We start from the raw sequence: 14054 nt of genomic DNA on the forward strand, positions 1-14054 counted from the left end.
AAAGTTTCCAAATTAAAGCTTGAATAAGAATAGCCGTTTTAATAAGCGAATTCCAAAAATTAAAAGGAAGAAAGAATACCAGCATTCTCTCTTCCTTTTATTCAATGATATTATATTCTTTGCGGTTACCGATAATCCCTCATATGTTAACTTAAAAATAAATATCTTAAAAATTGTATTTATTCCTTGAACCTTACGTAGGGTAATGTTTTATAGTAAAACTAACTTACTTTTGTAAAGGAGGAACGGTTATGCAAGATACCATTACTAAGGCATTGATCTATGAAGCGCAGATTCGTTTATATCTTATCGATAATACCCAGCTGCTTCAAAATATCTTTGCTTTAAACCAGGAACTTCCTAGATCTCATAAACTGCTATTAGGCAAAACGATATCAGCGATGAGCATACTCTCTGGTACGCTCAAAGGGAACCAGCGAATGAGCCTCCAAGTAACGTTGAGTAACCCTCGACATAAAATTTTTGCAGAAGCCGAAGCGAACGGTAATGTCCGAGGATACCTGAACGGAGAACTTTTAAGATCTTCTGAAATAGCAGAAAAGTCGATGCAAGACTTGATCGGACCATCTGGAATGATTCGTGTCATAAAGGGCTCTGAGATGAATCAATTCACCAGCATTACTGATATGCCAAATCAAAATGTCATTGATGATATTGCCAACTATTTTGTGCAGAGTGATCAGACGCCGACCTATCTTTATTCCGACATTCAGTTGGATAATGAAGCTTCCCTTCTTTCCAGCCATGCACTATATGCACAACTGCTTCCCGGTGCACCACCACACCTGCTTTCAGAAGTGAAAATGATTGTGAAAGCCAATCCAGATATTTTCAGCAAACTGAACGCTGAGGAGACAAGTGACAGCGAAGCAACATTAATCCAGTTGTTTGGAGATGCAAAAATCATCGGCCATAGCTCCAGTCAATTTTTCTGCGGATGCAGTAAAGAAATGTTCCATGGCATGCTTTATTCATTGAGTGAAGAGGAAATCAAACGGAGCATTGAACGAAATGAAGACATTGAAGCTTTTTGCCATATTTGCGGGAAAACCTACACGTTCGAGCAAAAGGAGATGCAGCAACTCCTCTAACTTAGAATTTCTCGTTTTTAGTTGGTGAATAGAAATGTTGTTAAATGGAGGCTAAGCGGAGGAAGGAACATTGGAAAGTCGGAGAAGTTGCAGAATTGGCGGGTTTAACGATTCGAACCTTACGCTATTACGATCAAATCCGTTTATTTTCACCTTCTCAGTATACGGAGTCAGGGCATCGGATTTACACGAAAGCAGATTTGGTACGTCTTCAGCCAATCTTGTCCTTAAAGCAGATGGGAATGTCGTTAGAAGAAATACAGCTTCTGTTATCTAATCCGGAGGAACAAACTGTTGCGGAGATTTTGCAAACCCAAATTTCTCGGGTCAAAAAAGAAATAGAGGTTCAGCAAAAACTAGTAGCCGAGTTGGAAAATGCGTTATCGGCTGCACACAGAAATCGGACCCTCTCGATTTCAGAACTTACTAAATTAATGGAGGCGCTAAAAATGAATAAGGAAAAATACTTTTCGAAGCAGCAATTGGCTACCATGGAAAGCAGATATGAAAATGCCGACAAACAACTTTTAAAGCAGGCAGAGCAAGAATTTAACGGTCTTATCAAGGAAATTCGATTGGAAAAAGAAAAAGGCGCTTCTCCTTCCGATGAAAAGGTACAAGATTTAGCGAAAAAATGGAATGACATTGTGAATGTCTTTTCCGAAGGCGATAAGGCTTTCCGCAAGCAAGCCGAACGTTTTCATGCTGATAACCCCGGAAACGAACTGCAATATGAAATAGATGGCGAGCTATACCAATTTATCAATCAAGCGTTGAATCCTAAGTGATTTTATAAGAAAGGAAGAGGAAAAGCTGATAAGTAGGCCTTCCCTCTTCCTTTCTTGTATTTGTTTTTAGATAACTGCCGATAAATTCATGATATGTAAACTAAATTATTTAATATAACGTTTCACTTTTAATTCTTCTCTTTAAAATTTTATCAATGTAAAAGAAATTAGTATTTCTTCTCCAGCAAACAAATTAATTGCTGTTTTACAGTACTCCACTCTGTATCGATGATGCTGTAAAACACATTATCATGTATAGTTCCATCTGCCTTTACCCGATGCTTACGAAATGTCCCTTCTTTTACTGCGCCTATTCTCTCTACCGCTTTTTGCGACCGGAAATTTTGTCCACTGACAGAAAATTGAACACGATTTACTTTCATCTCTTCAAAACAATATTGAAGCAAAAGGAATTTACATTCCGTGTTGACCTTAGTTCCCCAATATTCAGGAGCGATCCAAGTCCAACCAATTTCAACATTTTTATTTACATGATCAATATCGCCAATTCGAGTAGAACCGACGACCTTTCCAGTAATCTTATCTTTTATTAAGAATGGCAGATGCAGCCCCTTCTTTTTACTCGAAATAGCTGCACTTACAATTTCTTTAATATCTTCTAGAGATTCAACTTTTCGCCATGTATATTCCCAGACTTCTGGACTTTTTAAAGCCTCATATAAAGTTTCGGTATGTGAGATTTCAAGAGGAAAAAGGCAAACTGCATTCCCATCTAATATTACATCTGTCTTCATATGTCCATAGTTCCCTTCTGCTAAGTTTTTTTGTCTTCTCTTGCCTATTCAGTAAGGCGAAGAAAACAAAACCTTCTAATTATTCATAAGTAAGTGTATCATTTTACATTTTTTGAGGTAACAGATCTTTCTCAAACTAAAGATAGTTTTTCAAAGCGTTCGTAAAAGTACACCTTTCCGAACGCTTTAAAACAACCGAAAATGTACAAAAAGAACGTTCGTTAATGTGCCAAAACATTTTACGGACGTTCGTTAATTTACAGCCATGTTTACGAACGCTTTCCAACTGGAATTCAAGAAAATTCTTTACACTTGGTAGCAAGAAAAATCCGGCGACGAAGATCCACAGCTGAACAAGAACTATTAAAAATGGGAAAACCGCCTTCCTTTGAATAGGACGGCGGTTCAGATTTTATTCCTTCAGTTCTTTCATCAGTTCATGGATTTTCCGCACTGAGTTCACATTGCGGATGGTGACAAGCTTGTACAGCTTGGTGCCGACGATTTTTGCCATGCCGCTCCGGGTCACATTGTCCCGGTCCACCGACCACAGGATGGCGCCGGGCACATAATGCGCGCGGTCGATCTCCGGCTTCAGCGGCAGTTGCTCCAACACCGCTTCTTCATCCGCTTCTTCCCATAGGAACAGCACATCGCTTTTCAGCCGGTCGTCGTTCGTCCAGCCATCCGGCACCGCCTCGGCGATGCGCGTGTATTCATCCATTGAGTACACCAGCACTTTGATGCGCAGACCGAAATGGGCGAAAATGGCCTCTTCCAATACAGCCATGATTTCCTGCTTGGAGCGGCCCGCGTCCACAAAGACGATGTTCCCGGAATTGATGTACGTCTTGACCGATGTCATCCCTGCTTCTTCGAAAACCTGCTTGAGCTCTTTCATATTGACTTTGTTATTGCCTCCGACATTGATGCCTCTGAGCAGTGCAGCGTAAATCATGCGCCCATCCCCTTTTCAAAGATTATAGAAACCGCTGTTCAATTCTCCCGGAAACCGGTATCGCGCATGATTGCGCCGTACGCACGCCCTGGCAGCTCCCGCTTCAGCTCGCCCATCAGCCGCTCCAATTCAACTGAGAAGACCTCGTACTCCTCTTTTGCCAAGAGGAGCCGCAGCACACTCACTACCGAATACACGGTGCCTTTTGCAAGGCTGCCCCCAGCCAAGCGGAGGCTCGCTTCAACGCCGTCCAATTTTTCCGGATGCGGCAGGCGGAACCGGTACAGCACTTCTTCATGTGCGGATTTGTTGCGGTACGGGAACACGAGGCGCAGGATGGCATCGAGCTCTTCCGGCTTCAGCCGGGCCGGTTCGTATTCCTCGCTGAACTCTTCGGCGAAATCCTGTGCAATCCGCTCCCGCAACCCTTCGTCGATGACGGAATAAAAGTTCGTGATCTGCCCGAGCGACAGGAAATTCACCAGCACCCAAAGCGGCACGTTCCTGTGCTTGTCGTAAAATTCCCGGATTGCCGGATACCGGACTCGGTCCCGCTTTTTATGGCTCTTGATCAGGTTCGCAAGCGTCGAGATGATGCGGTCGCGCTCGTGGTGATGCGCCGGATCCAGGCTGTAATGGACCGCTTCCAAAAAGCTGTCGGCATCCCGAAACTTTTCGGAAAAGCGGTACGCCACTTTCGACTTGATGTTCTTCTCGAATTTCAGCAGCTCGTTGAGCAGCAGCATGCGCAGCTCACGGTCGAAACGGTACAGCGCATAGAGATGCCCGAACTCGGCCCCTTTCTGGTATTGCTCCAGCCCATACGGATTCAGCCGTTCGTCGTGTTCCAAAAAAGGCTCTTTGTAGCCGTCGACCAGGGCGTAGTAATTCTCGCGCGACAGTATACGCTTCGCCTCTGCCTTGTCCGGCACCAAGAGGCCGCGGTTTTGGAGTATGGTGATCTGTTCATCGTGCGAAGCGAAAGCTTTCATCCGGCTCATCCTCATCTTTTCATCATTTTAAATACAGCAATGCCTTGTCGAGCGGCTCGTGCCAGCCCGTCCCTTTGAAATACCCGAAATGGTCCTTCTCGACCGGAATCGACGGCATGTGGGTTTCGTTGATTTTCGTCATGTTCCCGCTATGTACGATCAGGTCATGCGGCGCGCCTTCGAAATGCCCGGCGAGCGAAAAGTATTTTTTGCTGTAATGCAGCCGGTCATTTGCATTGAGTTCGCTGATGAACGCGCTTTTGTTCGCCAGGTCATCCAAGCCCCTCAGCTTCTTTGAGACGATGAGCTGGCGCAGATCTTCGCTCTTGATCGGCAGCAGCTTCATGAGGCTCCCCAATAGGAAAAGGTTCCGGACCAGGTTTTGGTTGCTGACGAGGAGCGAGCCGCTGTTCGGGGTCCCAGCCATGATGAGCTGATCGATTTCGGCGCCATGCACCACTTCCGCCGAGCGGGCGACCAGCCCGCCCATGCTGTGGGCCACGATGAGCACTTCACTTTCCGGGTATTTCGTTCTGAGATTCTTGATATTCTCGGAGAGCCCCTTGCCGCTGTCGGCAATCGGCTGATTGATCGTCAGGTAATCAAATCCGAAAACATGGTAGCCTTCCCGCTCCAGATGGATCGCCAACTCATGGTACGCTTCCCGGATCCGTGAAGCGAGCCCGTGGACGATGATGGCGATTCGCTTCAGGCCGTCTCCCGGGATGTCCGGCACTTCCCCATCTTCGAGTTCCCGGAACCCCGCTCCGTCGAATTCAAGGAAGCTCGTGCCTTTGCTGCTAATGGTCTCTTCGGATTCCTGGAATTTATTTAGCACCAGGTAAAAGCGGTTTTGGATCGAACCCTCCGGCGCGTCCGCTGAAATTTCCAGACTTCCTGCCTTAAAACGCTTCGCCAATTTCTCCCTTTCCGCTTCGGTGCGGTTCAGCAGGTGCCGCACATTTCCTGCAGAAATTTTCGAAACATGCGTGCCGCCGACCGTTTCCGGCACTGGCAATTCCACCCGTGGCGACAGGAGCGTCCACAATTCCGCATCATCGACTTCCCCGTCGTCAAGCAGGTGCAGATACTCTTCCTGGATGGAATAGAAGAACTCGTCCTCTTGGCAGATTAGGTTCATGGCGAAGCCTTCCCTGCTTCCATGCGTATCTTTCAAGCCTTCCTTGATTTCCACACGGTAAACGGTCTTGCACGTTGCATGGAGCGGGTGATTGATCTTGCTGTCGGGCAGAGCCGTTTCCTCTATTGTCACATGGCCGCCCAGATAGCTCCGTTGCCCAAACGCTTCAAGCGCCGGTGCTGCCAATGTGTTGATCGTGATGGCATTGCCTTGTTCACTGATAAACCTTTCAGCCATTTTTACCGGCTCCTTTCATGGCAGGCTCTTTGCCTCCAGTCTTCTCGCCAACTCAGAGTTTCGACAATTCATCAAGCAATGCCGGACGGTTCGGATAGGCAAAACGGATTTCTTCCACCAGCCGCACTGCCGCTTCTCGGCCCAAGGCTTGTCCGAACTTCCTGATTTTCCCGCAAGCTGCTCTGTATTGCGGGCGCCCGCCCGCTTCCCGGATGGATTGATAAATATACGCTGTGAAAATCTCTTCCACTTCATGAGGATAAATCTCTATCAAATGAGGATATAACTTTTCGATTTCCCTCAGGTTCGAGCGGCAATGCTCGAGCAGTTTTTCGGTCATGCCTTCGGTAATGAGGATTGATTCATATAGGGCTTGCTGCCAATATCCGTTGGCCAGCTTCGAAAGGAGCCTTTCTACGGTATCTGGCCATGATTCCGCCGGCACCAGTTCTTTCAATCGATGGTAATATTCTTCGTTTCCTGCAGCAGCCAAATCGAAAGCAAGATCCCTCATGTGCAATTTATATCCCGCTTGCCGATAGGCATCAAAACGCATCATTTTCCAGTCCTGCACCAATCCCGGAAAAGCGGCATCCATTTCTTCATACGTTTTGCACAACCGCACCGCTCCATCGGTATCCCCGGCGTCCATTGCCCGCTGCACTTCCGCTTTGCGGATGCGGGGATATTGGCGGTGATTTTTGATGAACGCCTCAATTGCCTGCCCGTCCTGTTGGCGGCAGAGGATATCCAGCTGAAACATGCGCAGCCGTTCCGCTTCATAGTGATAGGTTTTATTTCTAACCGCATCGCTCACAGCGATGTTCTCGATAACATCAAAGATTTTTTGGCTGAGCGGGAAACGCTCAACCCATTGCACAGCCGAATCCATGAGCGACATGGGCGCGTCGCCCATATCTAGTTTGATGTGATTCAGGATATGGTCGGACAGGAGCTGCAGCATGCTGTCTATTGTGGGTTCATCAAATTCCACCGGCCAGACCTCCATCACTTCTCCAATCGCGTCCAGACTCGCTGAAATGACGCTTCCAATCGTACCGGACGAATCATCCGCCATCTTTTGAAGCTCGACGCATTCCTTTACTATGGTCAAATACAGCCGGATCATTTGCTCGCCTGTTCTTAACGGATCCATTTTCTCGGCATAATCATAGACTTCCCAAGCCCCTTCCACCGCTTGGTCCACCTCATCCCACTCAATAAACCTTCTGCGGATTCCCCGAGCTGCCGATTTGCGGATGATGCGCCTGGCAGCCGCTTCGTCCAAGCCAGCCGACCGTGAAAATTTATTTATCAAAAACGTCTTTGCGGCAGGCTCTTGCTCCGTCAGTTCCTCCAGGATTGCCATCAGCTCCGCTTTTTTCAAACTCTTTAATTGCTGAAGAATTTCCACTTCTGCAACTTCTGCCGGACCGTTTTCTTCAATATAATGGCTGATGGCCAAACAGACCGCCACTTCATGTTTGCAGAGTGAATCCGATTCGAATGGGCACGTGCACGATGTCGAAAGAATCATCCCCGCATCTTTGAGGTAGACCGAGACATGGTAGTCTTCCGTCCCCTCTACTTTTGCATACCAGTGATTCGGGAATTCTTGTTTCAACCCTTGAACAGAACCCTTAATGAAATAATCCACTCCGCGGTTATAGATTTTTGCCGGCACATTGCGCTCCAAATTATCCAGGTTCATATTCGCTCCCCCTCTATTGCCCTTATTATACCAATTAGAACGATGGAACCGGCAAAGAAATCAAGGAATGGACCGCTTCCAAAATGGACACACAATGGACACTTACGAGGTCCAGACCCGTTTTGCTATAGTTTTCAACAGGCTGCAAATGTACTTGAAACCAGTGTAGAGAAAGTCGAATAAACGAAAGCCGAAAGGAAGAAAAAAATGCATTTAGAAAAACGATTGCCCCAAAACGGGAAAGAGGGTCTGCTGTATGGCGGCCTCATCTCCACCATGACCGTGCTGTTCATGACTACCTACAGCGCCATCTATTTTGCCGGGACGTTCAACGGAGAGGTTTTATGGAGCATCGTCAAAATGGTGCCGATCATGTGGATCATTGTCATGATCATCGAACCTGTCATTTTCGGACGCTTGGCTGAAACCTTGACCGCGAAATTCACGAAGCCATCCGACAGCTTCAATGCCAAAATCCTCTTCCGAATCTTGTTTACTGTGCTCGGGATGTCTGCTGCAATGACGTTGATCGGCGACGTCGTCGGCAACGGCTTCCACTCGGAGCTCTTCAGCAACTGGGTGACGAGCTGGCCGCGCAACTTCGTGATTGTCCTGATTGCTGAGAGCCTAGCCATCCAGCCGATCGCCCGCTTTGCGATGGTGAAGCTGCACGAGGCACAGGATAAAAAAGCTGGAATTGCTGCCGAACTGGAAGTTGCATTAAAAGCAGAAACTCGCTAAACGGAAAGCGCCAGGACAATCCCATGTCCTGGCGCTTTTTCTTGTCTTCTTTTGGAAGGCAAGCAGTGGCGCCAATCTTCATTTCAATTTAATGAAATCGATCAGCTAGCCAATCGTGTTTTTGCCTACTAAAACTTACCGGGATACGGAGAAGTAGTGATTTTTCATTCTCGATATTCCGCAAAACAGCTGCGCTTGCCTGCGGGCGAGCGCCAAGCCTCCTCAGCCGCGTTGCGGCTTGCGGGGTCTCGGCTGTCTCGCTTTCCCGCGGGCGTCTCCGCTGTTTTGCTTCATATCTCAGACAGCACTACTAAAAAGGTAAGCTTATCCGTTTTTAAAGAATGATACCAGCGCCGGCGCGTCCACGGGCTAGGCGAAGCAATGAGACGAGCGGTCTTCTCGGCTCATGGCGAAAGCCATGCCCAAAGCGCCAAAGCGGCATATCAACCATCTTTCATTAATTCACCGTATACAGATACTATCCTTTACAACCCGTCACCTCATATTTTAGAAGCAGCTTCTATTGTAAAGTTGAAAAGAATTCGATATCATTCAAAGTTTTTTAACAATTATGATAGTTTAATTGTTAAACTGATTCTAATACATAATTCTCAAATAGACAGGAGGAACATCATTTATGGCAGAAAAGAAAATCGCCCCTTACGGAAGCTGGAAATCTCCCATAACCACGGATCTGATCGTGCAGGATACCGTCAGCCTTGAAGCGTTGTCATTTGCAGGCGAGGTGCTGTACTGGCTTGAGTCGCTGCCTTCCGAAGGCGGGCGCAGCCGGGTGATGAAGCAGGCGCCGCATGGGTCAGCAGAAGAAATGACGCCTGCCCCTTTCAATGTCCGCACACGGGTCCACGAATACGGCGGCGCGCCGTATATCGTCCACGGCGAAGAGCTTTTTTTCTCAAACTTCAAGGACAATCTGCTCTACAAGCGGGATGAAAGCGGCGACGTCCGGTCCCTCACATCCGATTCGAACCGCCGCTATGCGGATGCTGCAGTCGATGCATCAAGGGGGCGATTGTATTGGGTGCGGGAAGACCATACGGAATCGGCCATTTTTGCAGAAACCACCCTTGTCGCGATGGATTTGGACGGCAGCAACGAACGGGTCGTGGCTTCCGGCAGCGATTTCTATTCGAATCCCCGCATCAGCCCGGACGCCAAAAGAATCTCCTATCTCACATGGCAGCATCCGAACATGCCTTGGGATGCCACCGAACTGTGGGTCGCTGACTTGAACGAAGACGGTTCCCTCACCAACAACCAACAAGTGGCAGGTGGGCCAGGTGAATCCGTCATTCAGCCACGCTGGAGCCCGGACGGCTCGCTGTATTTCCTTTCCGACCGGACAAATTGGTGGAACCTCATGCGGTGGAACGGCAAAGAGCCGGAAGCCCTCTGCCCGATGGAAGCGGAATTTGGATCCCCCAGCTGGACATTCGGGCGTTCGGATTATGATTTTATTGATGCGAATACCATTGTCGCGGCTTTTACGAAAAACGGCATGCGGCATTTGGCTACGATCGATGTGCAAACCTGCGACGTGGTGCCCGTCGATATCCGTTTTACGTCATTCTCCTCCATCCATGCAAACGGTGAAGAGTTGGCCTTTATAGCTGCCTCGCCGACGGAGTTTTCACGCATTGTCAAAATGGATGCGAATTCGGCCAAGGACATCCGTCTGTCTTCCCGCCTGGAGCTTGACCCGAATTATTTATCGCAGCCAGAAGCCATTGAGTTCCCGACCGAAAACGGCAAGACAGCGCACGCCATCTATTATGCGCCGGCCAACCCGGATTTTGCGGCGCCAACGGGTGAAGTCCCTCCCCTTCTCGTCCATATCCACGGAGGGCCGACCAGTGCTGCATCTGCAGCGCTTTATTTGCCGATCCAGTACTGGACGAGCCGCGGTTTTGCGTTTGTCGACGTGAATTACGGCGGCTCTACCGGCTACGGCCGGGAATACCGGGAACGGCTGAAAGGCAATTGGGGCATTGTCGATGTGGAAGATGCGGCCAACGCTGTCCGGTTCCTGGTGGATCAAGGCGTTGCCGATCCGGAGCGTGTGGCCATCACCGGCGGAAGTGCCGGCGGCTATACCACGCTCGCTTCCCTCGTATTCACCGATGTCTATAACGCGGGAGCCAGCCATTTCGGCTTGAGCGAGCTCGAGATTTTCGCACAGGAAACCCATAAATTCGAATCGCGCTATCTGGAAGGCCTGATCGGTCCCTATCCGGAAGCGAAAGAAACGTATTTTAACCGGTCGCCAATCAATTTCACCGATCAATTATCATGTCCGGTGATTTTCTTCCAAGGGCTTGATGACAAAGTCGTGCCGCCGAACCAGGCTGAACTCATGGTCGATGCGCTGCGGGCAAAAGGGCTGCCGGTTGCATACCTCGCTTTTGAAGGCGAAGGCCATGGCTTCCGAAAAGCGGAGAACATCAAGCGTTCCATGGAAGCGGAGTTTTATTTCTACAGCAAAGTGTTCGGCTTCGAACCTGCCGATGCCATTGAACCGGTCGAAATCGAAAACCTGGGCTGAACTTGATTTCCCAAATGGAGATTAAATTTGCCCTGGCAGGGAAAACACTTAGTAATGATGGAAAGGATGATTGAAATGAAAAACAAAACCGTGGCCGGTCTGCTGGGGATTTTCCTCGGAGATTTCGGGATCCACAAATTCTATCTCGGCAGACCCGGAATGGGCATTCTGTATCTCTTGTTCTCCTGGACGGCAATTCCCGCCGTCATCGGCTTTATCGAAGGCGTCATCTACTTATTGTCGTCGGAATCCGAGTTCCAGGAAAAACATGGCAAACGCTACTAAACCGCCAATGGCAAAGCATGGACCCTGCAAAAGGTTCATGCTTTTTTCGTTGGGCAGATGATGGGCCTGATGGGAATCAAGGAATACTTAAATTGCCTCATCGGCTGGTCGGCAATGATAACGACGGGCTTGCTTGTGAAAGTCTCTGAACTATAAAAATAAAGTGATGAGGAATATAATGCAAGTAACCGGTCGACTCATCTTGAAAGGTCTTTCAGAGTTCACCGCCTGATAAAACTCCAGCCTAATCGCATCTTGATTTTAGGAGGCCCTAAAATGAAAATTAAAGGCGTGGCTTTGATTATGCTAGCAGCTGTAGGTTGGGGCATCGGCGGGATAATCGCTGATATTTTGTTAGACAAAGGCTGGAGCCCTATTGTGATTTCGCTTTACCGGGGAATGATCGGCTTTCTTATTTTTTTCGCCTGGCTCCTGCTTCGTTATAAGGCACATTGGTGTGTTACGGCCCGCACATACATTTGGCCGTTAATCGCCGGGATAGGGGTTGCCGGAAATTCCACTTTTTATTTCTGGAGCATTCAAGCTTCGAATGTGCCTGTCGCGGTTACGTTAATGTATACCGCTCCTATGTTCGTTTTGCTGATTTCTTTTCTATTGCGGATAGAGAGTGCCACCTGGTTTAAATGGAACTGCATAATTGGTGTGTTATCCGGGGTCATCCTGCTTACCGGCGTTTATAAACCGGACTCCATTATCGTCGGTTTTTCAGGGATTGCAGCTGGGCTCGCTTCCGCGCTATGCTATGCATTGTTCATTTTTTCCTTAAAAAAAGCGTCCGCAAACAGAAAGCCGCAGTTCACATTGACGGTCGCTTTTTTTTCATTGTCCTTGGTGCTGTTAGTGTTTACAGACTTTAAGGAAGGAGCTGCCGTGCTGGCTTCTGCTGATATCGGCTGGTTTTTTCTATTAGGCATCGTAGGGGCTGGATTTTCTTTTATCTTGTATATTGCCGGGATCCGATTGGTTAGTGCAGCAACGGCCTCAGTGGTTGCAATGGCGGAGCCGTTGATCGTGTCTTTGCTGGGTGTTCTGCTCCTCGGGGAGGCAATAGCCGCCATCCAGCTTCTGGGAATGGCCATCATCCTAACCGCGATTACAGCCCTGAGTCTACATCGCTCCTTTTGACGCCTCTTACCGGACTCTTTCCGCTAGGGGCTTTTTATCATGTTCCGGCGCCGGGCTTATTGGACGAATCCATTGTCCTGCCAGATCCCCTTCCCTCCTTGAAACTTTATTGATAGAATAGTCGTACTAATAAAGAAGGAAAAAATTAGCAGGAGGAACGCGCATGAAACTCAGAATCATACATACGAATGACGTTCACAGCCATTTCGACAATTTTGCCCGGGCCGTGACGGTGATCCGCGAATTGAAGGATGAAAACTCCATCGTTCTCGACGGCGGCGATTTCGCCGACTTTAAAAGCATTGAACTGCAAGGAACGCGCGGCATTGCCGCTATAGAGCTGCTGCAGTCGGCGGGCTATGGCGCCCTGACCATCGGCAACAACGAAATGTTCAACGGCATGGACACGCTCGAACTCATGGCGTCGAATAGCCCCTTCCCCTTCATCAGCAACAACTTGCTCAAAAAAGACGGGACGAAGATCCAAGGCGTGGTAAGAAGCGCGCTTCTCCAAAAGAACGGGCTGCGCATCCTGATCACCGGCTCGTCCCCCGACCTGGGCGTATTCAACGACGGACTCGGCATCCGGGTAATGGACTATCAGGCAATGATTGAAGAAGAAATCCAGAGCCGAAAGGGCCAGTATGATGTGTGCATCCTGCTCAGCCACGTCGGCACGTTCGCCGATGAACCGCTCACCGCTGCTATTCCAGAAATCGATGTTGTCATTTCCGCACACGACCACAAGCTTTATCCGGAAGCGAAAGTCCTCAACGGCGTCATCATGAACAGTGCCGGCAATTACGGCGAACATGTCGGCGTGGTCGAACTCGAAGTAGCGGATGGGAAAACGGAGCTCCTCCATTCAGCAACATTGCCGACCCGGGACGCCGAAATGGATTCGGAAATCATGGACATCCTCAAAGCCAATAAAGGCAAGGCCATCGCCAATCTCAGCGAACCGCTCTATACCTTGCCGCGTCCGCTTTGGCATGACGTCATCGAGGAAAATCCCCTTGCCAACCTGATTGCGGATGGCCTGCGGGACATGCTCGGCTGCGACATCGGCTTGATCAACAGCGGCATCGCCAGCGCCGGCCTGTTCGATTTTGTTTCCAATAAGAAATTGATTGAAGTCTGTCCTTCCCCGCTGAACCCGACATCGTTCGAAATCCAGGGGGCAGCCTTGCGGAAAGCCATCGAAAGTTCGCTCGATGCCCAAACTTGCCTCGCAGACGGGCGTGGCCCTGGCTTCCGCGGGAAATTTGCAGGCCGCCTGCATGTGTCTGGTGCCGCAGTCACCCATGACGGCCATAGTGTCCGTGAGATTTTGATCGGCAATGAACCGCTTCAGGAAGAGCGGTGGTATTCAGTCGCCAGTTCCGATTACCTGCAGCGCGGCTCGGGCTATCCTTCTCTTGCCGACAATCGGAATGACGCTTACCGGGCGGAAGAAATCAAAGATGTCATCCGGACATACGCGAACAAAGCTGAGTTTGTCGAACGTTCATATGAAATGCGCTGGAAGGCTGCATCCACTGCGCCCGTTCAGTTGTAAGGGATTCCTTCCGCAAGAAATAACGAAAACGCCTTCGGCCCTTGCGGCTGAAGGCGTCTGTTTTTTT

12 protein-coding genes are annotated in these 14054 nt (G+C 48.9%); 7 read left to right on the forward strand and 5 right to left on the reverse strand.

Features of this window, described 5'->3' with window-relative positions; genetic code table 11:
* Window positions 1-251 precede the first annotated feature (251 nt).
* Together ACFSDB_RS08340 and ACFSDB_RS08345 are read left to right on the forward strand one after the other, a co-directional pair.
* The gene (locus tag ACFSDB_RS08340) at window positions 252-1112 is read left to right on the forward strand and encodes an Hsp33 family molecular chaperone HslO (protein WP_204891846.1); all 861 of its coding nucleotides are present in this window, start codon (window positions 252-254) and stop codon (window positions 1110-1112) included.
* A 44-nt stretch (window positions 1113-1156) separates the two neighbouring features.
* A complete protein-coding gene (locus ACFSDB_RS08345) occupies window positions 1157-1900 on the forward strand; it encodes a MerR family transcriptional regulator (protein WP_204891847.1) in 744 nt (247 codons plus the stop codon).
* Between the two features lie 167 nt (window positions 1901-2067).
* Here ACFSDB_RS08345 and ACFSDB_RS08350 read toward each other — a convergent pair whose 3' ends face one another.
* The 5 genes from ACFSDB_RS08350 to ACFSDB_RS08370 all read right to left on the reverse strand — a co-directional run bounded on the left by ACFSDB_RS08350 (window position 2068) and on the right by ACFSDB_RS08370 (window position 7694).
* A complete protein-coding gene (locus ACFSDB_RS08350; RefSeq protein ID WP_204891848.1) occupies window positions 2068-2655 on the reverse strand; it encodes a GNAT family N-acetyltransferase in 588 nt (195 codons plus the stop codon).
* 412 nt (window positions 2656-3067) lie between these two features.
* A complete protein-coding gene (locus ACFSDB_RS08355; RefSeq protein ID WP_204891849.1) occupies window positions 3068-3613 on the reverse strand; it encodes a DUF1697 domain-containing protein in 546 nt (181 codons plus the stop codon).
* Window positions 3614-3651: 38 nt separating this feature from the next.
* Window positions 3652-4605 (reverse strand): Abi family protein, encoded by a 954-nt coding sequence (locus ACFSDB_RS08360; protein WP_204891850.1) that lies wholly within the window; start codon window positions 4603-4605, stop codon window positions 3652-3654.
* 22 nt (window positions 4606-4627) lie between these two features.
* Window positions 4628-5983, reverse strand: a complete 1356-nt coding sequence (locus tag ACFSDB_RS08365) for an esterase/lipase family protein (protein WP_204891851.1) — start codon at window positions 5981-5983, stop codon at window positions 4628-4630.
* A gap of 52 nt (window positions 5984-6035) precedes the next feature.
* Complete coding sequence (locus tag ACFSDB_RS08370) at window positions 6036-7694, reverse strand: SWIM zinc finger family protein (protein ID WP_204891852.1); 1659 nt, start codon at window positions 7692-7694, stop codon at window positions 6036-6038.
* Between the two features lie 207 nt (window positions 7695-7901).
* Here ACFSDB_RS08370 and ACFSDB_RS08375 point away from each other — a divergent pair, with 207 nt between their 5' ends.
* The 5 genes from ACFSDB_RS08375 to ACFSDB_RS08395 all read left to right on the forward strand — a co-directional run bounded on the left by ACFSDB_RS08375 (window position 7902) and on the right by ACFSDB_RS08395 (window position 13987).
* Window positions 7902-8435: a DUF2798 domain-containing protein gene (locus ACFSDB_RS08375; RefSeq protein ID WP_204891853.1), complete on the forward strand. Its 534-nt coding sequence runs from the start codon at window positions 7902-7904 to the stop codon at window positions 8433-8435.
* Window positions 8436-9072: 637 nt separating this feature from the next.
* Window positions 9073-10998, forward strand: coding sequence for a S9 family peptidase (locus tag ACFSDB_RS08380; RefSeq protein ID WP_204891854.1), 1926 nt, complete (start codon window positions 9073-9075; stop codon window positions 10996-10998).
* 66 nt (window positions 10999-11064) lie between these two features.
* A complete protein-coding gene (locus tag ACFSDB_RS08385; RefSeq protein ID WP_377339749.1) occupies window positions 11065-11283 on the forward strand; it encodes a TM2 domain-containing protein in 219 nt (72 codons plus the stop codon).
* A 276-nt stretch (window positions 11284-11559) separates the two neighbouring features.
* Window positions 11560-12429, forward strand: a complete 870-nt coding sequence (locus ACFSDB_RS08390) for a DMT family transporter (RefSeq protein WP_204891855.1) — start codon at window positions 11560-11562, stop codon at window positions 12427-12429.
* A gap of 163 nt (window positions 12430-12592) precedes the next feature.
* Window positions 12593-13987 (forward strand): bifunctional metallophosphatase/5'-nucleotidase, encoded by a 1395-nt coding sequence (locus ACFSDB_RS08395; RefSeq protein WP_204891856.1) that lies wholly within the window; start codon window positions 12593-12595, stop codon window positions 13985-13987.
* The last annotated feature ends 67 nt before the right edge of the window (window positions 13988-14054 follow it).

It is taken from the genome of Planococcus chinensis, from assembly GCF_042681545.1.
Taxonomy (GTDB): Bacteria; Bacillota; Bacilli; order Bacillales_A; family Planococcaceae; genus Planococcus; species Planococcus chinensis.